The sequence below is a fragment of the Agromyces agglutinans genome (genome assembly GCF_009647605.1).
GTDB classification, from domain to species: domain Bacteria; phylum Actinomycetota; class Actinomycetes; order Actinomycetales; family Microbacteriaceae; genus Agromyces; species Agromyces agglutinans.
In genome coordinates, this window is sequence record NZ_WJIF01000001.1 from 146768 (window position 1) to 168581 (window position 21814).

Annotated in this window: 27 protein-coding genes; 14 read left to right on the forward strand and 13 right to left on the reverse strand. The window is 69.1% G+C overall.

The features are described from left to right. Positions 1 to 24 precede the first annotated feature (24 nt). Complete coding sequence (locus tag GE115_RS00685; RefSeq protein ID WP_153682916.1) at positions 25 to 567, forward strand: dihydrofolate reductase family protein; 543 nt, start codon at positions 25 to 27, stop codon at positions 565 to 567. Between the two features lie 21 nt (positions 568 to 588). On the opposite strand, the gene GE115_RS00690 is transcribed toward GE115_RS00685, so the two are convergent. Beyond that, positions 589 to 1542, reverse strand: coding sequence for an SDR family NAD(P)-dependent oxidoreductase (locus GE115_RS00690; RefSeq protein ID WP_153682917.1), 954 nt, complete (start codon positions 1540 to 1542; stop codon positions 589 to 591). Between the two features lie 51 nt (positions 1543 to 1593). On the opposite strand from GE115_RS00690, the gene GE115_RS00695 reads away from it, so the two are divergent. Continuing rightward, the gene (locus GE115_RS00695; RefSeq protein WP_153682918.1) at positions 1594 to 1941 is read left to right on the forward strand and encodes a MerR family transcriptional regulator; all 348 of its coding nucleotides are present in this window, start codon (positions 1594 to 1596) and stop codon (positions 1939 to 1941) included. Between the two features lie 48 nt (positions 1942 to 1989). Here the strand turns inward: GE115_RS00695 and GE115_RS00700 are convergent, their stop codons facing one another. Further along, positions 1990 to 2169, reverse strand: coding sequence for a hypothetical protein (locus GE115_RS00700; RefSeq protein ID WP_153682919.1), 180 nt, complete (start codon positions 2167 to 2169; stop codon positions 1990 to 1992). A 230-nt stretch (positions 2170 to 2399) separates the two neighbouring features. Between GE115_RS00700 and GE115_RS00705 the strand changes: the two genes are divergently transcribed. From GE115_RS00705 to GE115_RS00730, 6 genes are all read left to right on the forward strand, one after another. Next, positions 2400 to 3011, forward strand: a complete 612-nt coding sequence (locus GE115_RS00705; RefSeq protein WP_153682920.1) for a dihydrofolate reductase family protein — start codon at positions 2400 to 2402, stop codon at positions 3009 to 3011. 59 nt (positions 3012 to 3070) lie between these two features. After that, complete coding sequence (locus tag GE115_RS00710) at positions 3071 to 3433, forward strand: nuclear transport factor 2 family protein (protein ID WP_153682921.1); 363 nt, start codon at positions 3071 to 3073, stop codon at positions 3431 to 3433. A 439-nt stretch (positions 3434 to 3872) separates the two neighbouring features. After that, positions 3873 to 4433: an ArsR/SmtB family transcription factor gene (locus GE115_RS00715; RefSeq protein ID WP_153682922.1), complete on the forward strand. Its 561-nt coding sequence runs from the start codon at positions 3873 to 3875 to the stop codon at positions 4431 to 4433. Next, positions 4430 to 5245 carry an SRPBCC family protein gene (locus GE115_RS00720; protein ID WP_153682923.1) on the forward strand — a complete coding sequence of 272 codons (816 nt, stop codon included), beginning with the start codon at positions 4430 to 4432 and terminating at the stop codon, positions 5243 to 5245. Before GE115_RS00715 ends, GE115_RS00720 begins: the two co-directional genes overlap by 4 nt. Further along, a complete protein-coding gene (locus GE115_RS00725) occupies positions 5242 to 5943 on the forward strand; it encodes a DUF998 domain-containing protein (RefSeq protein WP_153682924.1) in 702 nt (233 codons plus the stop codon). Before GE115_RS00720 ends, GE115_RS00725 begins: the two co-directional genes overlap by 4 nt. Next, positions 5940 to 6302, forward strand: coding sequence for an iron chaperone (locus tag GE115_RS00730; RefSeq protein ID WP_153682925.1), 363 nt, complete (start codon positions 5940 to 5942; stop codon positions 6300 to 6302). Before GE115_RS00725 ends, GE115_RS00730 begins: the two co-directional genes overlap by 4 nt. Positions 6303 to 6317: 15 nt before the next feature. Here the strand turns inward: GE115_RS00730 and GE115_RS00735 are convergent, their stop codons facing one another. The 4 genes from GE115_RS00735 to GE115_RS00750 all read right to left on the reverse strand — a co-directional run bounded on the left by GE115_RS00735 (position 6318) and on the right by GE115_RS00750 (position 10420). Beyond that, positions 6318 to 7082, reverse strand: coding sequence for a DUF1990 family protein (locus GE115_RS00735; protein WP_312854739.1), 765 nt, complete (start codon positions 7080 to 7082; stop codon positions 6318 to 6320). Positions 7083 to 7168: 86 nt separating this feature from the next. Beyond that, on the reverse strand, positions 7169 to 9517 hold the full coding sequence (locus tag GE115_RS00740) for an ATP-binding cassette domain-containing protein (RefSeq protein ID WP_153682927.1): 2349 nt from the start codon (positions 9515 to 9517) through the stop codon (positions 7169 to 7171). A 41-nt stretch (positions 9518 to 9558) separates the two neighbouring features. Then, positions 9559 to 9966, reverse strand: coding sequence for a VOC family protein (locus GE115_RS00745; protein WP_153682928.1), 408 nt, complete (start codon positions 9964 to 9966; stop codon positions 9559 to 9561). A gap of 10 nt (positions 9967 to 9976) precedes the next feature. Next, positions 9977 to 10420, reverse strand: a complete 444-nt coding sequence (locus GE115_RS00750) for a helix-turn-helix transcriptional regulator (protein ID WP_312854740.1) — start codon at positions 10418 to 10420, stop codon at positions 9977 to 9979. Positions 10421 to 10528: 108 nt separating this feature from the next. Between GE115_RS00750 and GE115_RS00755 the strand changes: the two genes are divergently transcribed. Then, positions 10529 to 10957: a pyridoxamine 5'-phosphate oxidase family protein gene (locus GE115_RS00755; protein WP_153682930.1), complete on the forward strand. Its 429-nt coding sequence runs from the start codon at positions 10529 to 10531 to the stop codon at positions 10955 to 10957. Positions 10958 to 10961: 4 nt separating this feature from the next. Here GE115_RS00755 and GE115_RS00760 read toward each other — a convergent pair whose 3' ends face one another. Both GE115_RS00760 and GE115_RS00765 read right to left on the reverse strand, forming a co-directional pair. Next, the gene (locus GE115_RS00760) at positions 10962 to 11522 is read right to left on the reverse strand and encodes a hypothetical protein (protein ID WP_153682931.1); all 561 of its coding nucleotides are present in this window, start codon (positions 11520 to 11522) and stop codon (positions 10962 to 10964) included. A 38-nt stretch (positions 11523 to 11560) separates the two neighbouring features. Further along, a complete protein-coding gene (locus tag GE115_RS00765) occupies positions 11561 to 12058 on the reverse strand; it encodes an FBP domain-containing protein (RefSeq protein WP_153682932.1) in 498 nt (165 codons plus the stop codon). 210 nt (positions 12059 to 12268) lie between these two features. On the opposite strand from GE115_RS00765, the gene GE115_RS00770 reads away from it, so the two are divergent. Continuing rightward, positions 12269 to 12874 carry an HdeD family acid-resistance protein gene (locus GE115_RS00770; protein WP_153682933.1) on the forward strand — a complete coding sequence of 202 codons (606 nt, stop codon included), beginning with the start codon at positions 12269 to 12271 and terminating at the stop codon, positions 12872 to 12874. 127 nt (positions 12875 to 13001) lie between these two features. Here GE115_RS00770 and GE115_RS00775 read toward each other — a convergent pair whose 3' ends face one another. Continuing rightward, on the reverse strand, positions 13002 to 13775 hold the full coding sequence (locus tag GE115_RS00775; RefSeq protein ID WP_312854741.1) for an SDR family oxidoreductase: 774 nt from the start codon (positions 13773 to 13775) through the stop codon (positions 13002 to 13004). A gap of 127 nt (positions 13776 to 13902) precedes the next feature. Here GE115_RS00775 and GE115_RS00780 point away from each other — a divergent pair, with 127 nt between their 5' ends. From GE115_RS00780 to GE115_RS00795, 4 genes are all read left to right on the forward strand, one after another. Further along, the gene (locus GE115_RS00780; RefSeq protein WP_172979609.1) at positions 13903 to 14376 is read left to right on the forward strand and encodes an NfeD family protein; all 474 of its coding nucleotides are present in this window, start codon (positions 13903 to 13905) and stop codon (positions 14374 to 14376) included. Further along, positions 14376 to 15335: an SPFH domain-containing protein gene (locus GE115_RS00785; protein ID WP_153682936.1), complete on the forward strand. Its 960-nt coding sequence runs from the start codon at positions 14376 to 14378 to the stop codon at positions 15333 to 15335. Before GE115_RS00780 ends, GE115_RS00785 begins: the two co-directional genes overlap by 1 nt. Positions 15336 to 15378: 43 nt before the next feature. After that, positions 15379 to 16098 carry a glycerophosphodiester phosphodiesterase family protein gene (locus GE115_RS00790; protein WP_312854742.1) on the forward strand — a complete coding sequence of 240 codons (720 nt, stop codon included), beginning with the start codon at positions 15379 to 15381 and terminating at the stop codon, positions 16096 to 16098. Between the two features lie 84 nt (positions 16099 to 16182). Beyond that, positions 16183 to 16551: an RNA polymerase-binding protein RbpA gene (locus tag GE115_RS00795; RefSeq protein ID WP_153682937.1), complete on the forward strand. Its 369-nt coding sequence runs from the start codon at positions 16183 to 16185 to the stop codon at positions 16549 to 16551. A gap of 7 nt (positions 16552 to 16558) precedes the next feature. Here GE115_RS00795 and lnt read toward each other — a convergent pair whose 3' ends face one another. The 4 genes from lnt to tatA all read right to left on the reverse strand — a co-directional run bounded on the left by lnt (position 16559) and on the right by tatA (position 21804). Beyond that, positions 16559 to 18157 carry an apolipoprotein N-acyltransferase gene (gene lnt / locus GE115_RS00800; protein WP_312854743.1) on the reverse strand — a complete coding sequence of 533 codons (1599 nt, stop codon included), beginning with the start codon at positions 18155 to 18157 and terminating at the stop codon, positions 16559 to 16561. 68 nt (positions 18158 to 18225) lie between these two features. After that, positions 18226 to 20664 carry a DEAD/DEAH box helicase gene (locus GE115_RS00805; protein WP_153682938.1) on the reverse strand — a complete coding sequence of 813 codons (2439 nt, stop codon included), beginning with the start codon at positions 20662 to 20664 and terminating at the stop codon, positions 18226 to 18228. A 61-nt stretch (positions 20665 to 20725) separates the two neighbouring features. Then, positions 20726 to 21487 (reverse strand): twin-arginine translocase subunit TatC, encoded by a 762-nt coding sequence (gene tatC / locus GE115_RS00810; protein WP_153683298.1) that lies wholly within the window; start codon positions 21485 to 21487, stop codon positions 20726 to 20728. A 50-nt stretch (positions 21488 to 21537) separates the two neighbouring features. Next, the gene (tatA, locus tag GE115_RS00815; RefSeq protein WP_153682939.1) at positions 21538 to 21804 is read right to left on the reverse strand and encodes a twin-arginine translocase TatA/TatE family subunit; all 267 of its coding nucleotides are present in this window, start codon (positions 21802 to 21804) and stop codon (positions 21538 to 21540) included. Between the last annotated feature and the right edge of the window lie 10 nt (positions 21805 to 21814).

The window sequence follows — 21814 nt, forward strand, 5'->3', positions numbered from 1 at the left end:
CACCTCAAGCGAAGGAGCCGACCGATGGCGAAGGTGTTCATACATGCGACGGTGACCCTTGATGGGTACCTGGCTGACGTGAACGGGGGAGTCGACTGGATGTTCGACGTCGAGACGGTGCCGGAGGACGAATCGGTCGTGACGAACGTCATGGCGGAGATCGGCGCCGTCGTCGGGGGAGCGAACCGCACGCAGACCATCGAAGACGGTGAGATTCCGTACGGCGGGATGCTGAAGGTGCCGGTGTACCTGATGACCCACAGCCCGCACGAGCCGGTCGAACACGATGGCATCACCTACACGTTCGTCGTCGACGATCTCGCGCAGGCGATCGAGGCGGCTGAACATGCGGCGGGGGAGAAGTGGGTCAGCCTCCTCGGCGGCAGCATCTCGAGGCAGTGCCTGCAGCTCGGTCTCGTCGACGAGATCCACCTCGACGTCGTGCCGATCCTGCTCGGCGAAGGCATCTCGCTGTTCGGCGGCCTCGGCATGCGCGTCGATCTCGAACGCCTCGAGACGTCGGCATTCGCGAGCGAGACGCACCTGCGCTATCGCGTGCGTTCGTAGCCGGCGCGCCGGACGGAGTGGCTACCGGATCGCCGGTTCGGATCCGGACAGGAAGCTCACTCCCGTCAGCGTTTCGGAGGCGCTCCAGAGCGCGGCGCCGAGCGCGCGATCCTTCGCCGGCCGGGCGTACGGGACGCCGATCGCATGCGGGTTCCTGCGGGAGCCGATCGGCCCCCAGAAGAGGTCCGGCGTGACCTCGGTGCTGAGCGCCGCAGCGAGGATACCGATGTCCGCGGGTTCCGGATCCCGGCCGATCGTCCTCGCGAGCATGCCCGTGACCACTCGCGTCACCGCCGACGGGTAGGTGGTGTGCAGCGGTGTCCGCGCCATGCCGGGGTGAGCGCCGAAGCTGCGCACCGCGCCGCCTGCTGTGACGAGACGACGATCGAGCTCGACGGCGAACACTGCGTTCGCCAGCTTCGACCGGATGTAGGCGCGCCCCGGCGAATAGCCCGACGGGTCATCCAAGCGGCCGAGATCCAGCTTGCCGTTCGGGTAGAGCGCCGATGACACGGTGACGACTCGAGCGCCGGCCGAGGACTCGAGCGCGGGGAGGAGTCCGCCGGTCAGCGCGAAGTGTCCGAGGTGGTTGGTCGCGAATTGGAGCTCCGTGCCGTTCGCGTCTCGGCCGAAGGGCACGCTGCTCATCGCGGCGTTCAGCACCAGGGTCTGGATGGGCGCTTGGCCCACCTCGTCGGCGAATCGGCGGATGGAATCCGCATCGGTGAGATCGAGGGCGACGACTTGGATGCGGGTGCGGGGGAGTCGGTGCGCGGCGAGCACCGAGTGTCGGACGACCTCGGCACGCTCGGTGTGGCGAGCGCCGATGTAGACGGTGGCGCCGCGTTCGGCGAGGGCGCGCGTGGTCACGGTACCGATACCGCCGGCACCGCCGGTCACGACGGCGCGGTGCCCACTCAGGTCCCGCGTCGTCGCAAGCGGACCGGTCAGTCTGGTCTGCACGTTCGTGGTCATGCCTGCACGGTAAACTCTGACGCCAGTGTCAAGGTCAAGCGCGGGGGTGTCATGAGGATCGGCGAACTCAGCGAGCGGACCGGTGCGAGCCCCAGGTCATTGCGCTACTACGAACAGCAGGGGCTGTTGTCGTCGGAACGCAGCCTGAACGGCTACCGCGAGTACGCGTCCAACGCGGTCGCGACCGTGGAGACGATCCGAGCGCTCCTCGACATCGGTCTGCCGAGCACGCTCGTGCGCGAGGTGCTGCCCTGCACCGTGGGGGAGCGCGATGAATCGGCGTGCCCCGATCTCCTCGCGAAGATCGCCGAGCTGCGCGACGACGTGCAATCGAAGGCGGCTCGCCTGAACGCCGTGGAGGACTCGTTGTCGACGTACCTGGCGGCGAACGCGTCCTGACCGAATCCGCGCGACCCGCCGCCTTCGTGGCGACTCGCGCCTACTCAGTCAATCTCCGTCGGCGCCGCCGGCGATATCCCCGGCTTCAACCGCGGACGGCTCCCATTCCTGGGCAACCGAGGCCGTCGAACCGCCGAGCGAGTCACCGGCACGCAGCGAAGCCGCCTCGAGCGCCCGCTCGATCGCGAGGTCAGGCGTCGATTCGATCTCACGTTCGTTCAGGGACATGGATGCTCCTCCTCGAGGGTCGTCGGGCCCACAGTATGCCTGCGCATGGCCGATCGTCCAGCTCTCGGTGCTGCCTCAGCCCAGTTGGACGTGAACTCGTCACCGACGACTGACCGCCTCAGGCGTTCCGAATGCAACCTTCGGCTGATGTCGGATTCGGGCGACGCCGTTCGTTGCGTCGGTGAAGAGCACCCAACGCGTGGGTGCCGCAGTCATGGAGGACCGATCCGATGAAGCTCACGACGATCACGCAGATCACGCTCGACGGGGTGACGCAGGGGAATGGCGGCCCAACGGTCGAGGACCGCAACGCGGGTTTCGAACGCGGCGGATGGGCGAGGGGAGCGGGTGACGACGCGACCCGCGATCACATCGCCGAGACGTTCGAGCGCGCTGATGCGTTCCTCTTCGGCCGTCGTACGTACGACATCCTGCACGACTTCTGGGGCACGATCGAGGACCTGAAGCGGCATCCGATCGGGGTGGCCTTGAACGCACGGCCCAAGTACGTGGCATCCAGCACGTTGACGGAACCGGAATGGTCGAACACGGAGGTCCTGGGAGATGACCTCTTCGCGGCGGTTACGGAGTTGAAGGCGAGCGCGGACGGTGAACTGCAGGTGCACGGAAGCAGCCGGCTCATCCAGTGGCTCCTGGAGAAGGACCTCGTCGACGAGATGGAGCTCATCATCGTCCCCGTGGTCCTCGGGCAGGGAGCCCGACTCTTCGCGGACTCAGGTCGCGATATCGCGATGAACCTGATCGAGTCGCGCTCCGATTCGAAGGGAGTGATGATCCAGACCTATCGGCCCGCTGGACGCCCGCACTACGCGCAGTTCTGATGGGCAGATGTTGTCGTATGCCGCCGATCCATTCACCCGCAGACGAGGACGAGTCCCCAATGACTGATGCACCCCGCACCATCCATGAGGTCATGGACCGCTACAATCTGGCATTCCGATTGCACGACCCGACGATGCTCGAGGACCTGATCTCCGAGGAATGCGTCATCGAGGACACGTCCCCGGCTCCCGCCGGAGTCCGTCACGAGGGCCGTCGAGCGTGTCTCGCACGTTGGTCTGATCTCGCGGGTGACGCGGACCTGCAGTTCTCGCCTGAGCCCGCGGAGATGCTCGGCGACCTCGCGGTGGCGCCGTGGATCCTGCGTTGGGGGACCGGCCCACATGACTGGGTCTGCGGGGTCAACCTCATTCGCATCCGCGACGGCCGGATCGTCGAGGCGCGCGGATACCTGAAGTCCTGAGGCCACCAGCGGCCGCTGCCGGCCGGGCGAACTCAGTGGGCGAAAGCGTTCGACCCCTGAGCGGGATCGCTGGATCATGAACCTATGAGGGGTGTCGGCCTCGATTGAGGCGGCGCCCCTCGCGGGTTCTCACGCGTGTCAACTGCCGAGTAAACGCTGATCAGCGGCGAATGAGGGAAGCGGTGCTCGTTGCCGTTGCTGGCGAGGCCTTCCTCGGTTCGCCATTTGATCCGACATAATGTGCATTATCGGCGCGACGACTCAGGCAGGAGCGTGGTCTGCGTCGAGCGCCGCGCCAGGATCAACGAGTGCTCGCAGGCTCACTGCGAGCGCTCGGAACGGAATCGTGTCACACGTCGGTACATCGCGGCATGTTCGTGAAGTGAGGAATCCACACAACCTATTGACAAATCCGATTTGTACGTAAAAACTCAGTTGTATGAAAGACGTCGCCTATCTCGATCGACTCGACCAGGCCGAGACGCTGCTGAAGCCGCAGCGGCTGACGATCCTCCGGGAGTTGGCCGTCCCCCGAACCTGCACCGAGGTGGCTGCGCGGCTCGACCAGAGCTCGCAGCGCATCTATTACCACGTCAAGCGTCTCGAGGCTGCCGGCCTCGTGCGCCTCGTCGCCGAACGCAAGGTTCGCGGTCTCACTGAGGGCTTGTACCAAGCGACCGCGCGCAAGTACTGGGTCTCTCCGGCGATCGTGAGTGAGATCCAAGGTGCCGCCAGGAGCGGCGACGACCACAACCTCGCGCAGTTGCTCGATCTCTCCGAGCAGGTGCAGCGCGACATCGCGACGCTCGATCCCGACGCCGCCCGCCTGCCGTCGATCGGCATCTCGGGTGACGTTCGTGTTCGCCCCGAGCAACGGGAGGAGTTCATGCTTGCGTTGCGAGAGTCGCTCCAGGAACTGTTCACCCGGTTCGGCGGCGCGGAGGGCGACGCCTTCAAGCTGGCCGTCGCGTGCTACCCCGCGAGCGCCGGAGCATCATGAGCGAGACACTCACGCTCGTCGTGCGGGCGGATGCCACGATCGACAAGGCCTTCTCCGCCCTCACCGACAGGGCAGCCCTGACGCAATGGCTCTCGGAGTTCGCCGACGTCGAACTCCCGAACCGGTACCGGTTCTGGGGGCGATTCATCCCAGACGGCGATGAGCCGAGGCAGACCCTGTCCTCGGCGACCGACCGCTCGATCAGGTTCCGTTGGGACCTCGACAATACGGCGACCGACGTGTCCATCGCGCTAGAACCGCTGGACGCGCTCGCGACGAGCATCCAAGTGACGCAGTCCGGCTTCGACCCGGCGAGCGAAGGGCCGCTCGGCCAGTTGCAGACGTTCTGGGCCCTCGCCCTCGCCAACCTCGTCGACCTGCTCGAGGAACGTGAGGTCACTCCCCGAGCCGATCTCACGAGTAACGAACTCAGCGCCGAGGTGATGATCGCCGCGCCGGTCGATGCCGTGTTCGAATCACTGGTCTCCTCGGAGAAGGTGAGCGCGTGGTTCGGTGCCCCACTCGAGATCGAGCCGCGCGAGGGCGGTCGATTCGGCTACGGACGGATCGTGGAATTCGCCCCCGAGCGGCGGATGTCCGTCGACTTCGCCGGCATGGGCACGGTGACCTGGGAGCTCGAAGGCTCGGGCGGACGAACCCGCCTGACCATCAGCCAGAGCGGGTTCGACCCCGACCGGCCTCCGTACGCCGCGTGGATGGGCGTGCTCAGCGGCATCGCCGAGCTGCGTCGGTTCCACGAACTACCCGACTGGCGGCCACTCTGGCCCTTCGAGGAAGCGAGTCCATCATGACCACCGCAGCCCGCCCCATCCGCTCATCGACGTCCACGCGCATCCTTCTCCTCTGCGCCGCCGTCGGCTCACCCCTGTTCGTCGTCACGGTCTTGGTCCAGGCGGCGACCCGGTCCGGGTTCGATGCTCGGATCCACGCCCTCAGCATGCTCGCGCTCGGCGATCTCGGCTGGATCCAGACGACCAATTTCGTCCTCAGCGGAGCACTCGTCATCGCCTCCGCATTCGGGTTCCGGCGCGCGCTCTCCCCAGGTCGAGGCCGCACTTGGGGCCCCATCCTGATCGCGCTGTTCGGGCTGGGCCTGGTGTGGGGCGGCGTCTTCCCGACCGACGCGGCTCTCGGCTTCCCCGCCGGCGCACCGAGCGGTGTGCCCGAACCGTCACTCACGGGAACCCTCCACAACCTCTCCCCCATGCTCATCGCGACCGCGCTCATCGCGGCGTGCCTCGTGCTGGCGCGACGCTACGGCGGTCTCAAGCGGCGTGGCTGGATGGCCTACTGCATCGCGACACCGGTCGCGTACTTGGTGCTGGGGTTCGTCGCGTTCCCGCTCGAGGACTTCCGCTGGGTCCTCGCCGGAGGAGCCGTGATCTGGTTGTGGCCGGCGGTGATCGCCCTCGACCTGCTTCGGGAGACGCCGAGCGCGGCATCGGAGGCGGTCACGTCATCCGAACCTGCTGCGGAGGCCCGCGCATGAACTCCACCAAGCCGTCGACGCCCGACCAGTTCTTCGCGGGGCTGCCATCCGGTGCGAAGGTCGCGCTCGAGCGGCTCCGAGCCGTCATCCGGACCGCGGTGCCCGAGGCCGAAGAGGTGCTCGGCTACGGCATTCCGACCTACCGACTCGCTGGGAAACCGCTCGTTTCCCTCGGCGCGGCTTCGAAGCACCTGAGCCTCTACGTGATGGACACGGCGTTCGCCGACACGCATGCCGAACGCCTCGCGGGATTCGACGCTTCAGGAGGGGCCATCCGGTTCACGCCGGCCGCTCCCCTCCCTGCTGACCTGGTGCAGTGGGTTGTCGAAGAGCGTGTCCGGGCAGTGACTGCGGCGTGATCGCGGCGCCGGCGCTCACCGAAGCGCGCGGAGGTATCGCCGCCGCGCCTCGAGCTGCGCCACGCGCAGCAGCGGGTACGCGAAGCGCCAAAGCCCGCTCCGCGCCGGACGCGTCAGCGAGCGGACCGTCAGCACGACGGCATCCCCCGCGCGGTGCAGGATGAACGCCTCTTCGCCGTCGACGGGATGCCCCGGCAGAGTGCGGTAGGCGAACCCGACGCGGCCGAGGGTTCGAGCCACCTCCGTCACCTCGACGGGTTCCCTGATGGAACACCCGAGTGCCCGCGCGACGATCACGGGTCGCGCCCCCGGCCGTGCGACAGCATCGGGCGTGACTCGGAATCCGCTTCTCGTCTTCACCCGCCAGCGCATCAGATCGGTCGTGGCCCGCTCCCAGAGCGCATCGCCCGAACCGATCGTCGCCGAGATCTCGGAGCGTCGGTAGCCTGCGCCGGTAGCCGGCCACCGCGGTTCCCCCGGGCGGGTGCCGACGGCGGGCCGATCGTCGCCGGCAGTTCGAGCGCCCATCCGCCGGCTACCCGCCGTACCAGCCGAGTGTCGCCCACTCGGGGTCGAGGTCGTCTCAGGCGCGACCTCGGCGACGGCCCCGCTGCCGACGGTGCATCCGGTGAGCTGTGCGGCCGAAGCGAGGGCCACGCACGCGACGATCACGCGGATACCGGATCGGTGGGCACGGCGACTTCGCATTCCGTGATGATGCCACGCGCGCGTGAGGCGTGCACGACACTCTCCACGCGAACGAGCGCGGCGGCGTGGCATCCACCCGGATGACCCGCCGAAGACCGATGCGGATGGCGCCTATGTGCGCGAACGCGTCGACGCCCTCGGTTCGTGAGGGCCGGGCCTCAGCCGGCGACGTACTCGGCCAGGTGCTCCCCCGTCAGGGTCGAACGACTCGCGACCAGGTCGGCCGGCGTGCCCTCGAACACGACGCGCCCGCCGTCGTGCCCGGCGCCCGGGCCGATGTCGATGATCCAGTCGGCGTGCGCCATCACCGCCTGGTGGTGCTCGATCACGATGACCGACTTGCCCGAGTCGACGAGGCGGTCGAGCAGCCGCAGCAGGTTCTCGACATCCGCGAGGTGCAAGCCCGTCGTCGGCTCATCGAGCACGTAGACGTCGCCCGACTCCCCCATCGCGATCGCGAGCTTGACCCGCTGACGTTCGCCGCCCGACAGCGTCGAGAGCGGTTGTCCGAGGCTCAGGTAGCCGAGCCCGACATCCTCGAGGCGGCCGAGGATCGCCGCGGCTGCGGGGATCTTCGCTTCACCCGACGAGAAGAACTCGCGTGCCTTCGCGACGGGAAGGTCGAGCACCTCGGTGATGTCGAGTCCGCCGAGCTTGTACTCGAGCACGGCCGCCTGGAATCGCTTGCCGCCGCAGTCCTCGCAGGGCGTCTCGATCGAGTCCATGAAGCCGAGCTCGGTGACGATGACACCGGCGCCCTTGCACGTCGGGCACGCGCCCTCGGAGTTCGCGCTGAAGAACGCCGGCTTCACCCCGTTCGCCTTGGCGAACGCCTTGCGAATCGGCTCGAGCAGCCCGGTGTAGGTGGCCGGGCTGCTGCGCCGAGAACCCTTGATCGCGCCCTGGTCGATCGACACGATGCCCGGGCGAGGCGACACCGAGCCGTGGATCAAGGAGCTCTTGCCCGAGCCGGCGACGCCCGTTACCACCGTCAGCACACCGAGCGGGATTTCGACGTCGACGTCGTGCAGGTTGTTCGCGGAGGCGCCCCGCACCTCGATCGCGCCCGTGCTCGAGCGAACCGACGGCTTGATCGACGCGCGATCGTCGAGGTGCCGGCCGGTGATGGTGCCGCTCGCCTTCAACCCGTCGACGGTGCCCTCGAACCCGATCTCGCCGCCGTTGCGGCCCGCGCCCGGCCCGAGGTCGACCACGTGATCGGCGATCGCGATGGTCTCGGGTTTGTGCTCCACGACGAGCACGGTGTTGCCCTTGTCGCGCAGTTGCAGGAGCAGCGTGTTCATGCGCTGGATGTCGTGCGGGTGCAGCCCCACGGTGGGTTCGTCGAACACGTACGTGACATCGGTCAGCGACGACCCGAGGTGGCGCAGCATCTTGATGCGCTGCGCCTCGCCACCCGAGAGCGTGCCCGAGGGCCGTTCGAGGCTGAGGTAGCCGAGGCCGAGCGTGACGAACGCGTCGAGGTTCGCGCTCAACGCCGTCAGCAGCGGGCCCGCCTCGGGGCGATCGAGGGAACGCACCCACTCGGCGAGGTCGGTGACCTGCATGCGGCAGGCGTCGGCGATGCTGACGCCGTCGATCTTCGACGATCGTGCTCCCTCGGTCAGCCGGGTGCCGTCGCACTCGGGGCAGGGCGCGAACGTCGCGACGCGCTCGACGAACGCCCGGATGTGCGGCTGCAGCGCATCGAGGTCCTTCGACAGCATCGCCTTCGTGATCTTCGGGATGAGCCCCTCGTAGGTCATGTTGATGCCGCTGATCTTGACCTTCGTGACCTCGCCATAGAGGAAGAGATGGCGCTGCTTCTCGGTGAACTCGGCGATCGGCTTGTCGGCCGGGTAGAACCCCGACGCCGAGAACCCCTTCACCATCCAGCCGTCGGCCGTGTAGCCGGGCACCATGATGGCGCCCTCGTCGAGCGACTTCGACTCGTCGACGATCTGGGCGAGGTCGAGATCCGACACCTGACCCCTCCCCTCGCAGCGCGGGCACATCCCGCCGAGGTAGATCGCGTCCTGCACGATCTTCTTCTCGCCCCCCGGTCCCGTCATCACGCCGCTGGCGCGCTGCGTCGGGATGTTGAACGAGAACGCCGTCGGGCCGCCGATGTGCGGCTCGCCGAGCCGGCTGAACAGGATCCGCAGCATCGCGTTCGCGTCGGTCACGGTGCCGACCGTGGAACGCGGGTTGGCGCCGAGTCGCTCCTGGTCGACGATGATCGCGGTCGTGAGACCGTCGAGCACGTCGACGTCGGGCCGCGGAACCGACGGCATGAAGCCCTGCACGAACGCGCTGTACGTCTCGTCGATCAACCGTCGCGACTCGGCCGCGATCGTGTCGAACACGAGCGAGCTCTTGCCGGATCCGGAGACGCCGGTGAACACGGTGAGCCGCCGCTTCGGCAGCTCGACGCTGACGTCCTTGAGGTTGTTCTCGCGGGCGCCCTGGACGCGGATCAGGTCATGGCTGTCGGCCGGATTCGTCATGTCACCATCATGGCCAATGCGACCGACCATCGGATGCAACGTCAGCTCGGCTGCTGGATGCGGACCATGTTGCCCGAGGGGTCGCGGAACGCGCAATCGCGCACGCCGTACGGCTGGTCGATCGGCTCCTGCGCGACCTCGGCGCCGCTGGCCTGCACCTGCTCGAACACGCCGTCGACGTCGGTCGTCGCGAGGACGATGCTGGCGTAGGTGCCCTTCGCCATCATCTCGGCGATCGTCCGGCCCTCCTCCTCGGTGATGCCCGGGTCCGCGGTCGGCGGTGTCAGCACCACCGCAGCGTCCTGCCCGGGCGCACCCAGCGTGAGCCAGCGCATGCCGTCGTACCCGACGTCCTTGCGCAGTTCGAAGCCGAGCACGTCGCGATAGAAGGCGAGGGATGCCTCGGCGTCGGTGTGCGGGAGGAACGTGTACTGAATCGTGATGTCCATGTCCGCCACGCTAGCGACGGCGGGCGGGCGTCGCTTCTCGATTCCTGACCGGTCTGGCGACGCGCTTCGCGAGCACCGAGGGCACCGCCTCGAACACGCCGTCGGGCTCGTTCCGGTACACGCTCGGCGGCACGCCGACGAGTTCCGTGAAGCGCGTGCTGAAGGTGCCGAGCGAGGAGCATCCGACCTCGAAGCACACCTCGGTCACGGTGAGGTCCCCGCGCCGCAGCAGCGCCATCGCACGCTCGATGCGCCGGGTCATCAGGTAGCTGTAGACCGATTCGCCGTACGCCCGCTTGAACTCGCGGCTCAGGTGGCCGGCCGACAGGTTGACGCCCCGGGCGAGCGCCTCGACGTCGAGGGGCTGGGCGTACTCGCGGTCGATGCGATCGCGCACGCGCCGCAGCAGCGCGAGATCCCGCAGGCGCTGCGCGTCGTCATTCGGTCCGGGCACCCTTCGATCGTGCCATCCCCGGGGGTCAATGCCCAGCCGGTCGCCGGACCCGCGCTCTGCCGCGACGCCGCTTCGCATGACCGCCTGCCGCGCCGCTACCCTGTCGCCATGGATCGGAAGTCGATGGTGTCGTATGTGCTCGCCCGCCCCGAGGCGGTCGTCGCCACGCTCGGACCGGGGGGCGAGCCGCAGGCCGCCTACCTGCCCGTCACGGCGACCGATCGGGGCGAGTTCGTGTTCGACGCCCGCCGCGACTCGCGCAAGGTCGCGAACCTGCTGCGCGACCCGCGCGTGGCGCTCGTGATCGGCGGCCGCGACGGCACGACCCTGCAGGTGCAGGGGGTCGCCGACCTGCCGACGGATGCCGCGCTCGAGCGCTGCGCTGCGGCGTACGTGGGCACGTTCCCCGAGTTCGCCGACTCGGTGCGATCGGAATCGATCGTGGTCGTGCGCGTGCGGCCCGACTGGGCCCGCTTCGGCGACTATCGCGGCGATACGGGCTCGATCGTCGAGGTCCGGCTGGACGCCGTGGCCTGAGCGCTCACATGCCGGGGTGCCCCGTGCAGTCGACCTCGAGACCCGGGTCGAGGTCGCCCTCCACGAAGTCGCTGTCGCTCACGACGCGCTTGCCGCCGTACGTCAGCGTGCACGAGAGCGAGCCGCCCGAGTCGGCCGTCGCCCGGAACTCCCAGGGGCTCGACACCACACCGTCGGTGCAGTCGGTCTGGAGGACCGCGATGACCGGGCCCGGCTGCGTCATCCGGCGCACGTGTCGCGAACCGTCGGCTCGGAACACGGGATAGGTCACCGCGACGGGAGTCGTGTCGTCGTCGGAGGTGACCACGAAGGCGACGAGGCCGTGCGCCGCGGGGTCGACCGGGCAATCGCCCATCTGGGCCGGCACCACGTTCACCGCGACGGTCGGGTCGGGGATCTGCGGCTCCCACGGGGTCGACGAGGGCGGGGACGCCGCGGGGGCCGTCGTCGACGGCGCATCCGGACCACCCTCGGGCACGGAGCATCCGGCCATCGCGATCGCGGCCACGATCGCGACGGCGCATTGCGACAGGACTCCCCCACTCCGGCGCGCAATCGATCGCATGGGGCACATCGTAGGGCCGGGTCAGCCGCCTGTCACGGTCAGTCCGCGGCGCCGGCGAGCACGGCTGCGGCGAACGCGCTCACGCGCTCTCGCAGTCCGGCGACGCGTTGGGCCTTCGCCGCGTCGAAGTCGAAACCGGGGTAGACCGCCGGCGGCCGCTTCCGCGCGTTGACGGAGCATCCGAAGTCGGCGCAGCAGAGGGTGCCGATCGTGTCGCCCTTGCGCCCGGCAGCGCCGGCGAGGCGGGCGGAGTAGAACACGACCTCGTCGGCGAGCTCGACGTCCTGGCACCACGTGCACTGCGCGCGGGCGCGGGGCGTGGCATCCGCTCGCTTCAGCAGGACGCCGACGAGGCGGTCGCCCACTTCGGTGACGACGTAGCCGCGTTGCGGGAACTTCCGGTCGCGCCAGCCGAGGAACTCGAGGCGCTCCCAGTCGAGCCGATCGAAGTCGGCGGGCAGTGACACGTCGCTCACCTCCTTGCGGGAGGCGTTCACGAACGAGGAGCGGATCTGGGATTCGGTGATGGGAGTCATCAGGTGCCGTCCTGGTCACTCTGGTCACGCCGCACGTCGGCGAGGATATCACCCGATGCTCGGCGAAGGCGTCGTGCCGGCACGACGCGCTAGCGCATCGGGCGTACGGCGCTGCCGCGACTCGCGCGTTCACATCCGACCTGCAGCGTTCGACCAGCCATAGCCTGAGTCTGCGCGACCATCGTCGCCGCACCAGAAGGGGGTACCACCATGTCCAGTCCGCAGTCGGATTCGTATTTCGCCGCGTTCTCGCTCGACGCGGCCGACCTGTCGAAGTCGGCGATCAACACGGTCCGCACGACGCTCGGCATCTCGGGCGCGGTCTCGCTCATCATCGGCCTGTTCATCACGTTCGCGCCCGAGAAGACCGCGGTCGCGCTCGCGTGGATCTTCGGCCTCTACTTCGTGATCGCGGGCGTGGCCTACCTCGGCCTCGGCATCTTCTCGAAGGGCATCACGGGTGGCGCGAGGGCGCTCGACATCATCCTCGGCGTGCTGTTCGTGATCGCCGGCATCGTGGTGCTCGCCAACCCGTCGGAGTCGGCCGTGTTCCTCGGCATCTTCCTCGGCGTGTTCGTGGGCATCCTGTGGATCGTCGAAGGCGTCGTCGCACTCGTGCAGTCGGGCGACGCGGCCTCGAAGGGATGGGCGATCTTCTTCGGCATCCTGAGCCTCGTCGCCGGTCTCGTGCTGCTGTTCTCCCCGCTCTGGGGTGCGGTGTTCCTGTTCTGGTTCGCCGGCATCGCGCTGATCGTGCTGGGCATCGTGCAGATCGTGCGCGCCTTCACGTTCGGCAAGGGCGCGAAGACCGCCTGAACCGACCCGCTTCGCGACGATCGAGGCCGGCGGGAGCATCGCTCCCGCCGGCCTCGTCGTGTCCGTCGGGCGACCCGTCGGCGCTCGTCGTCCGTCGTCGCGTCGACGCGACGAGCCCGCCGACGCGTCAGTCCAGCGACGCGGGACGGAAGCCCGAGATGTCGCCGACGTAGCGCGTGTGGTCGGCGGGGATCGGCTCGACGGCAGCCAGCGCCACCTCGGCGGCGAACTCGGCGACGTTGTAGAGGCGGCCCGCGTCCTGCTTGCGCGCCTCGATCGCGCCGGGGTTCGCACGCTCGAGCAGCGTCGCCGTGATCGTTCCCTCGATCATGTCGCCCGAGACGACGACGAACCCGATGCCGGATGCCTCGAGCTGCGGCAGCTTCTCGCGCAGGGCGTCTTCACCGGCCCGCTTGGAGAGCGCGACCGGCTCGTACTCGGGCATGGTCGGCGTCGTGCGGATGAAGTGGGCCTGGTGGCTCGTGACGAACACGATGCGTGCGCCCTCCGCGAGGTGCGGCAGCGCGCCCTCGACGACGTTGACCTGCGCATCGCGGTTCAGCCGCATGGCGTAGTCCTCGCCCATGCCGCTCTCCATGCCTCCGGAGGCATTGAGCACGAGCACGTCGACCTTGCCGAATTCGGCCTCGGCCTGCGCGAACATCGCGCCGACCGAGTCGGCGTCGGTGAGGTCGGCGCCCACGGCGATGGCCCGCCCGCCTCCGGCGACGATCTCGGCGACGACCTTCTCGGCGCGCGGGGCCTTGCTCCGGTAGTTGATGACGACCGCGGCGCCCGCCTGCGCGAGATAGCGCGCGGTGTCGGCGCCGATGCCGCGGGAGGACCCCGTCACGAGGGCGACGCGGCCCTCGAGGGAACCGGGGGCGAGTGGGTTGGTCACGATGGTGCTCCTCGATGGATCGGCGCGGGAGGCCGCGATCGGTATCGGCCAACCGACCCTATCAATCTCCCCCAGCGACCCCCGCACTGCTAGGTTCGATCGGGGGCGCGTTCGAAGGAGACGGATAGTGGATGTGCTGACCCAGTACGCGTGGATCGTCTGGCTCGTGCTGATCCTCGTGTTCGCGACGATCGAGATCTTCACGCTCGAGATGACCTTCCTGATGCTCGCCATCGGCAGTGTCGCGGGCCTGCTCTCGGGGCTGTTCGGCATCCCGTGGTACGCGCAGTTCATCATCGCGGCGGTCGTCGCGGTCGCGCTGATCCTCCTGCTCCGACCGCCTCTGCTGCGAACGCTCCGGCGCGGCGGCGACCCGGCGCGCAGCAACATCGACGCCCTCATCGGGGCGGGCGGCCAGGTCGTGCGCACGGTTTCGGGCGTCGGGGGCCAGGTCAAGCTGCAGAACGGCGACGTCTGGACCGCCAGGCTGTCGCCCATCACCGAACAGGCCGACGTCGCGGTCGGCGAGAAGGTGCTCGTCACGGGCATCGACGGGGCGACGGCCGTCGTCGTCCCGGTTGAGAGGAGCACGCCGCAGTAATGGACATCTCCACCGTCATCGTGACGATCGTCGTCGTCGCGATCGTCATCTTCGTGATCGTCGTGCTCGCGCGATCGATCCGCATCATCCCCCAGGCCTACGCCGGTGTCGTCGAACGCCTGGGCCGCTATCACAAGACCCTCACGCCCGGGCTGAACATCCTGATCCCGTTCATCGATCGGCTGCGGCCGCTCGTCGACATGCGCGAGAACGTCGTCTCCTTCCCGCCGCAGCCGGTGATCACCGAAGACAACCTCGTCGTCTCGATCGACACGGTCGTCTACTTCCAGGTGACCGATGCCCGGGCCGCGACCTATGAGATCGCGAACTACCTCGGTGCGGTCGAGCAGCTGACCACGACGACCCTCCGCAACGTGGTCGGCGGGCTGAACCTCGAGGAGGCGCTGACCTCGCGCGACAACATCAACGGGCAGCTGCGCGTGGTGCTCGACGAGGCGACCGGCAAGTGGGGCATCCGCGTCTCCCGGGTCGAGCTCAAGGCGATCGACCCGCCCCTCTCCATCCAGGACTCGATGGAGAAGCAGATGCGCGCCGAGCGCGACCGCCGTGCGCTCATCCTCACGGCCGAGGGCACGAAGCAGTCGCAGATCCTCACCGCCGAGGGTGCGCGACAGGCCGCGATCCTCCAGGCCGAGGGCGACGCGAAGGCCGCCGTGCTGCGCGCGCAGGGTGAGGCGGAGGCCATCCAGACGGTCTTCCGAGCCATCCACGAGGGAAATGCCGACCCCAAGCTGCTCGCCTACCAGTACCTCCAGACGCTGCCCGAGCTCGCCCAGGGCACGGCGAACAAGCTCTGGATCGTGCCGAGCGAGCTGACCGAGGCCCTCAAGGGCATCGGCAAGGCGTTCGCCCCCGGAACCGCCGAGTCGAACCAGCCGCCGCGCGCGACGGGTCGCCCGACGGATCGTCCGACCGAACGCCCGGGTGACCTGCTCTAGCCGAGCGGTGGCATCGGCGTACTTCGAACCGGCGAGGCCGCGTGTGCTCGCGCACCGCGGCCTCGCCCTCGACGTCCCCGAGAACACGCCGGCCGCGTTCGCTGCGGCCACCGCCGTGGGCGTGCAGTACGTCGAGACCGACGTGCATCTCTCGCGCGACGGCGTCGCGGTCGTCGCGCACGACCCCGCGCTCGACCGCGTCGCCGCGCGCACGGAATCGGTCGCCGACCTCACGATGGATGAGCTGCGGGCCGTCGACCTCGGCGCCGGCCACGGCTTCGCGCCGCTCGACGAGGTGCTCGACGCGTTTCCAACGCTGCGCTTCAACGTCGACGTGAAGGTCGAGGCCGCGGTCGAAGCGACCGTCGATGCGGTCCGCCGCACGGCCGCAGCCGACCGGGTACTCCTCACCAGTTTCTCGGATGCCCGCCGACGACGGCTCGCATCGCTCGTACCGGGCGTCGCCACCTCGGCCGGCCGCGGCGGCGTCATCCGGGCCTGGGCGGCGTCCCTCCTCGGCGGCCGCGCGATGATGCGATGGGCGCTCGCCGGCGCCGATGCGACGCAGGTGCCCGAACGGGTCGGCCCCCTCCCCCTCGTGTCGCGGCGATTCGTCGAGCGGGTGCATACGGCCGGCGCCGAGGTGCACGTCTGGACGGTGAACGACCCTGTCGACATGGGCCGCCTGCTCGACCTCGGCGTCGATGGCCTCGTCACCGATCGATGCGATCTCGCGCTCCCGCTCATCCGAGCACGAAGCTGAGAATTCCCCGACAAACGCGCAGGCGGCGGAAAGGGAATGCCCAGCTTGATCGTTTATACAGGTAGACGATCGAGAGGAGCCGCCATGGCAGACCGAAGCCTTCGCGGAATGCGAATCGGGGCGCAGAGCCTGCAGAGCGAGGACGGCGTGGTGTTCGCAGACCGTGCGGAGTACACGTACCGCTGCGAGGACTGCAGTCGCGACACGGTCATGGTCTTCTCCACCGAGGCCGAGATCCCCGACACGTGGGAGTGCCGCTTCTGCGGGCACAACGCCACGCTGCTCGTCGACCAGAAGCCGGTCGTGGTCGACCGTTCCGGCGAGAAGGTGGCGCGCACGCACTGGGACATGCTGCTCGAGCGCCGCACCATCCCCGAGCTCGAGGAACTGCTCGAGGAGCGCCTGCAGTGGCTGCGCGCCCGTCGCGGACAGGCGCAGAAGACCGCTTCCTGACCTGACGTCAAACCGACGCCGGCTCGTCCCCCGACGGGCCGGCGTCTTCGTCGTCCGGAGTCGCGCGGCGTGCGCGGCGCCGCGCGAGCACGCCGGCCGCCACGAGACCACCGAGGGAGAGCACGAGGATCATCGCGGGCACCCACTCGCCGAGCACGACGGCCGGGGTCGCGCCGGTGCGCAACGGGACATCCGTCACCATCGCACCCGGCTCGTCGGCCGGCAACGAGTCGATGGTCGAACCGTCGGCCAGCATCACCTGGCTCGTGCCGACGGTCGAGATGTTGACCACCGACCGGCCGGTCTCGATGGCGCGCAGTCGCGCGATCGCGAGTTGCTGGAGGTTCTCGTCGGTGCCGCGGAAGTCGGCGTTGTTGGTCTGGAACAGGTAGAGTTCAGCGCCGTCACGCGCACCCTCCCAGATGACGTCGTCGTAGATGACGTCGAAGCAGATAGCGAGTCCCGCGATCGCATCACCGAGGTCGAACACCGGCGTCTCGGTGCCCGGCGAGTAGCCGCGCTGCACCAGCGAGATCAGGTCGGGCGCGAAGAGCATGTAGAAGTCGCGGTCGGGAATGTACTCGCCGAAGGGCACCGGATGCCGCTTCGAATACCGGTCGACGGCGCCCTCGCCCGCACGCCACAGCAGCGACGTGTTGAAGAAGCGCAGGTCGTCCTCCTGCGTGCCCTCGACGGTCACCGTGTTCACGACGAACGGGGCATCGTCGAGGCGCTCCGCGATGGAGTCGAGCAGCCGCGCGGTCGCCTCGTCTCTCGTCGGATCGATGTCGACCGAACCCTCGGGCCAGAGCAGCACGTCGACGCCCTCCTCGTCGAGGATCGGCACGGTCGCCTCGACCTGGCTCTCGAGCACCTCGCCGCGCTCGCGCTCATCGAAATACCCCGCCGGTCCGTTGCCCTGCACGCTCGCGACGCGCAGTTCGCCGGCGGCCTGCGTCGGCCACGCCGGCAGCACCACGGCCACGACGGTGACCACGACGACCGGCAGCAGGGTGCGCAGGTCGCGCCACCGGGCGAGGCGCACCCACTCGATGACCGCCGCCGTGATGAAGACCATCACGAAGCTGAGCCCGAGCTGGCCGACCCACGACACGGTCTCGGCGAACGGGCTCAGGGCCTGGCTGTGCGCGGCACGCGCCCACGGGAATCCGCCGTACGGAATGGTGCCGATCGCGATCTCGCGCGTGGTCCAGAGGCCCGCGACGAGGGCCGGGAGGGCGACGAGCCGCATCCAGCGCCCACCGACCCCCCGCGGCAGCCATCGGTACGCCAGCGTGATCGCGAGCCCGCCGACCGCGACGAAGAGGGCCTCGAACAACGAGAGCGCGAGCCACGGCACGGGCCCGAGGTACCGGCTCGTCCAGTCGACGTGCACGAGGTAGAAGGTCGCGCCGAAGAGGTAGCCGACCAGGAGTCCGCCCCACGCCGACCGGCCGACCTGCACGAGCAGCGCGAGCGCGATGCCGACGAAGGCGAGCGGCCAGATGCCGACATCGGGGAACGCCCAGTCGTAGACGAACCCGGCGAGCACCGCGGTCGGCACGGCCGCCCACCACGGCAGCAGCGGGCGGGCGTTCAGGGGCACGGAATCAGCCTAGGCGAGCCGCCGGATGCCGCCGACCACCCGGGTGCGAGGCATCCGCACCCGGGTGATCAGGCGACCGCGCCGTCGATGACCACGCCGCGCCGTACGGCGTCGATCGCCGCACGCGCGGCCGAACCGAGCGGGGCGTCCGCGACGATCGAGATCTGGTCGAGCAGGTCGATCACCTGCTTCGTCAGGCGCACGAAATCGCCGGCCGCCAGATCGGTGTCCTCCAGCACGCTGCCGAGTCCGGCGCCGCTCGCCCACGACCACATGGCCTGCGCGAGCGCGGGCGAGGGCGCCTCGCTGCCCGTCAGCCGGTGGTCGCGCTCGAGGTCGTCGAGCATCGACCACGCGTCGCCGGTCTTCTCGAGCGCGCCGCGGAAGCGGCCCTTCGGCAGCCGGTACTCGACGCCGCGGTCGTCGCGGCGCGGCTCGTAGACGAGGGAGGCGGCCATCGCCGCGAGGCCGGCGGCATCGAGTCCGTCCCAGAGGCCTCGGCGCAGGCACTCGGCGACGAGCAGGTCCCGTTCGCCGTAGATCCGCTTCAGCGTTCGGCCGGCCGCGGTGGAGACCAGCTCGCCCTTCGCGTCGCGCTCGAGGTAGCCGAGCTGCTCGAGCACCTCGGTCACCCGGTCGAACCGCTTCGCGACCTGTCCGGTTCGGCTGCGGATCTGGCCCTGCAGCTGGTCGTGCTCCTTCTTCAGCCGCCACCAGCGCTCGGCCCACCTGGCGTGCGCCTCGCGCTCCGCGCAGCCGTGGCACGGATGCGCGCGCATCGCCTTGCGGACGCCGTTCAGCTCGCGCTGGATCCGCTCGCGCTGCGCGTGCGTCGGGTTGCCCTTCGATGCCTGCCGCTCGAGCTCGCCGATGCGTCGGCGCAGGCCCGAGTACTCGCCGAAGTCGCCCAGGTGGCAGGTCATCGCCTGCTCGTACCCGGCCATCGACTCCTCCTGCTTGCGAAGGGTGCGGGCGAGGTCGACGACCGCGCGGTCGGCCTGGAACTGCGCGAACGAGAGCTCGAGGATCTGCCGCGTGCGCTCACGGCCGAACTGGTCGATCAGGTTCACGGCCATGTTGTAGGTCGGCTTGAAGCTCGAGTTCATCGGGTAGCTGCGCCGTGACGCGAGCGAGGCCACCGACTCGGGGTCGAGGCCGTCGACCCAGTGGATCACCGAGTGGCCCTCGACGTCGATGCCGCGCCGGCCGGCACGACCCGTGAGCTGGGTGTACTCCCCCGGCGTGATCGGCACGCGCGCTTCGCCGTTGAACTTCTCGAGCTTCTCGAGCACGACCGAACGGGCCGGCATGTTCACGCCGAGCGCGAGCGTCTCGGTCGCGAAGACGACCTTCAGCAGCTTCTCCTGGAAGAGCTCCTCGACGATCTCCTTGAACGCCGGCAGCATGCCGGCGTGGTGCGCGGCCACCCCGCGCTCGAGGCCTTCGAGCCACTCCCAGTAGCCGAGCACGGCGAGGTCCTCGTCGCGCAGGAGGCGCGCACGAGCCTCGACGATCTGCCGGATCGCGTCGCGTTCCGAGGCATCCGTCAACCGGATGCCGCTGCGCAGCACCTGGCGCACCGCCTGGTCGCAGCCGGCCCTCGAGAAGATGAAGACGATCGCGGGCAGCAGGTGCTTGGCCTGGAGCATGGCGATGACCTCGGGCCGGTCCATGCGCGCGCCCTGGTCGGGGCGGTGGAAGCGGCCGCGGTCGCCGCCGCGCCGGCCGCGCTGCGACCTCGCACCGATCGACCGGCCGCCACCGCCGGCGTTGCCGCGAGCGAGCTGGCGGAGCTCGGGGTTGACTCGGTGGGTCGCGGCCTGCCCGCTCGAGTCGAACAGGTCGATGAGCTTCTGCCGCACGAGCACGTGCTGCTCCAGCGGCACCGGGCGCTCCTCGGAGACGATGACGTCGGTGTCGCCGCGGACGGCCTGCAGCCAGTCGCCGAACTCCTCGGCGTTCGAGACGGTCGCGCTCAGCGAGACGAGCCGCACCTCCTCGGGGAGGTGGATGATGACTTCCTCCCACACCGCGCCGCGGAACCGGTCGGCGAGGTAGTGCACCTCGTCCATCACGACGAAGGCGAGCCGGTCGAGCAGCGGCGAGTCGGCGTAGAGCATGTTGCGCAGCACCTCGGTCGTCATGACGACGATGCGCGCGCTCGAGTTGATGTTGGTGTCGCCGGTGAGCAGGCCCACCTGGTCGGCACCCCAGCGCTCCGCGAACTCCTGGTACTTCTGGTTGGAGAGCGCCTTGATCGGTGTCGTGTAGAAGACCTTCTCGTCGGTCGACTGCATCGCGAGGTACACCGCGAACTCGGCGACGACGGTCTTGCCGGCACCCGTCGGCGCTGCGACCAGCACGCTGCGGCCCTCGTCGAGGGCGCCGCAGGACGCGAGCTGGAAGGGATCGAGATCGAAGCGCTGCACGGCGGCGAACTCCGCCAGCCTCGGCCGGTTCCGCTGCTGTCGCGAGAGGGCGTAGCGCTCCGCCGGACTGAGGCTCATGGGTCAAGCCTAGACACGCGGCACGACCGCGGCCGCCGAACGCCGCGCGGGCGAGCGCCGGCTAGGAGAACTCGGCGCCGAACTCCTCGCGCTGGCGCTTCGCCACGCGACGGTCGTGGGCGTGCGCGATCCCCCATGCGGCGAAGTAGAGCCCGATCATCGGCACGGCCAGCAGGAACATCGACACCACGTCGGCCGAGGGCGTCGCGAACGCCGTGAACAGCACGATCACGAGCACGGCGACGCGCCACGACTTGATGATCGACGCCGCGCTGAGAACGCCCATGACGTTCAGCAGCACGATGAACACCGGCACCACGAACGCCACGCCGATCGCGACTACGAGCTTCAGCACGAAATCGATGTACTCGCGCGCGGTGAGCAGCGACATCGACCCCTCGGGAACGAAGCTCGTGAGGATCTTCACGATGTTCGGCAGCACGAACCACGCGACCGCAGCCCCAGCGAAGAACAGCGGGATCGCGCTCACGAAGAACCACAGCGTGTAGCGGCGTTCGCGACGGTTCAGGCCGGGCACCAGGAACGCGAAGATCTGGTACAGCCACACCGGCGACGAGAGCAGGATGCCCAGGGTGAACGCGATCTGCAGCTTGAGGTCGAACGCGCTCGCGAGGGTGGGGAACACGAGCGCGGTCTCGACGTCGTCGCCGCGGGCCTCGGCGACCCGCGCCACCGGCTCCTGGATCGCGTCCCACACGAACAGCTCGTTCAGGATCCAGCCGGCGACCATGCCGACCACGAGCGCCGCCGCGGAGATGAACAGGCGCCGACGCAACTCGATGAGGTGCGCGGCGAGCGACATCCGCTTCTCGCGGTTCTTCTCGCCGCGCGGCTTCACGGCGGTCACGCGCGTCAGGCGGAGGAACCCGGGTCGGTGGTGCCCACCGACTTGGGCTTCTCCTCGGAGGCGACCGTCGTACCGGTCTTGCCCGAAGCCGCGGTGCGGTCGGCGTCGTCATCGGCGTCGGCCTTGCCGGCGTCGGGACGGACCTCGTTCTTGAGGATCTTCATCGACTGGCCGAGGCTGCGCGCGAGCGCGGGGAGCTTCGGCGCGCCGAACAGCAGCAGGATGACCACGAGGATGATCAGCGCGTGCCAACCGGTGAAGCCTTGCCACATGGGAATTCGT

Bases quoted from the DNA above. Each gene is read 5' to 3' on its own strand.
- GE115_RS00685 (WP_153682916.1), top strand. From the start codon at position 25: ATGGCGAAGGTGTTCATACATGCGACGGTGACCCTTGATGGGTACCTG.
- GE115_RS00690 (WP_153682917.1), bottom strand. From the start codon at position 1,542: ATGACCACGAACGTGCAGACCAGACTGACCGGTCCGCTTGCGACGACG.
- GE115_RS00695 (WP_153682918.1), top strand. From the start codon at position 1,594: ATGAGGATCGGCGAACTCAGCGAGCGGACCGGTGCGAGCCCCAGGTCA.
- GE115_RS00700 (WP_153682919.1), bottom strand. From the start codon at position 2,169: ATGTCCCTGAACGAACGTGAGATCGAATCGACGCCTGACCTCGCGATC.
- GE115_RS00705 (WP_153682920.1), top strand. From the start codon at position 2,400: ATGAAGCTCACGACGATCACGCAGATCACGCTCGACGGGGTGACGCAG.
- GE115_RS00710 (WP_153682921.1), top strand. From the start codon at position 3,071: ATGACTGATGCACCCCGCACCATCCATGAGGTCATGGACCGCTACAAT.
- GE115_RS00715 (WP_153682922.1), top strand. From the start codon at position 3,873: ATGAAAGACGTCGCCTATCTCGATCGACTCGACCAGGCCGAGACGCTG.
- GE115_RS00720 (WP_153682923.1), top strand. From the start codon at position 4,430: ATGAGCGAGACACTCACGCTCGTCGTGCGGGCGGATGCCACGATCGAC.
- GE115_RS00725 (WP_153682924.1), top strand. From the start codon at position 5,242: ATGACCACCGCAGCCCGCCCCATCCGCTCATCGACGTCCACGCGCATC.
- GE115_RS00730 (WP_153682925.1), top strand. From the start codon at position 5,940: ATGAACTCCACCAAGCCGTCGACGCCCGACCAGTTCTTCGCGGGGCTG.
- GE115_RS00735 (WP_312854739.1), bottom strand. From the start codon at position 7,082: ATGCCACGCCGCCGCGCTCGTTCGCGTGGAGAGTGTCGTGCACGCCTC.
- GE115_RS00740 (WP_153682927.1), bottom strand. From the start codon at position 9,517: ATGACGAATCCGGCCGACAGCCATGACCTGATCCGCGTCCAGGGCGCC.
- GE115_RS00745 (WP_153682928.1), bottom strand. From the start codon at position 9,966: ATGGACATCACGATTCAGTACACGTTCCTCCCGCACACCGACGCCGAG.
- GE115_RS00755 (WP_153682930.1), top strand. From the start codon at position 10,529: ATGGATCGGAAGTCGATGGTGTCGTATGTGCTCGCCCGCCCCGAGGCG.
- GE115_RS00760 (WP_153682931.1), bottom strand. From the start codon at position 11,522: ATGCGATCGATTGCGCGCCGGAGTGGGGGAGTCCTGTCGCAATGCGCC.
- GE115_RS00765 (WP_153682932.1), bottom strand. From the start codon at position 12,058: ATGACTCCCATCACCGAATCCCAGATCCGCTCCTCGTTCGTGAACGCC.
- GE115_RS00770 (WP_153682933.1), top strand. From the start codon at position 12,269: ATGTCCAGTCCGCAGTCGGATTCGTATTTCGCCGCGTTCTCGCTCGAC.
- GE115_RS00785 (WP_153682936.1), top strand. From the start codon at position 14,376: ATGGACATCTCCACCGTCATCGTGACGATCGTCGTCGTCGCGATCGTC.
- GE115_RS00795 (WP_153682937.1), top strand. From the start codon at position 16,183: ATGGCAGACCGAAGCCTTCGCGGAATGCGAATCGGGGCGCAGAGCCTG.
- GE115_RS00805 (WP_153682938.1), bottom strand. From the start codon at position 20,664: ATGAGCCTCAGTCCGGCGGAGCGCTACGCCCTCTCGCGACAGCAGCGG.
- tatC (WP_153683298.1), bottom strand. From the start codon at position 21,487: ATGTCGCTCGCCGCGCACCTCATCGAGTTGCGTCGGCGCCTGTTCATC.
- tatA (WP_153682939.1), bottom strand. From the start codon at position 21,804: ATGTGGCAAGGCTTCACCGGTTGGCACGCGCTGATCATCCTCGTGGTC.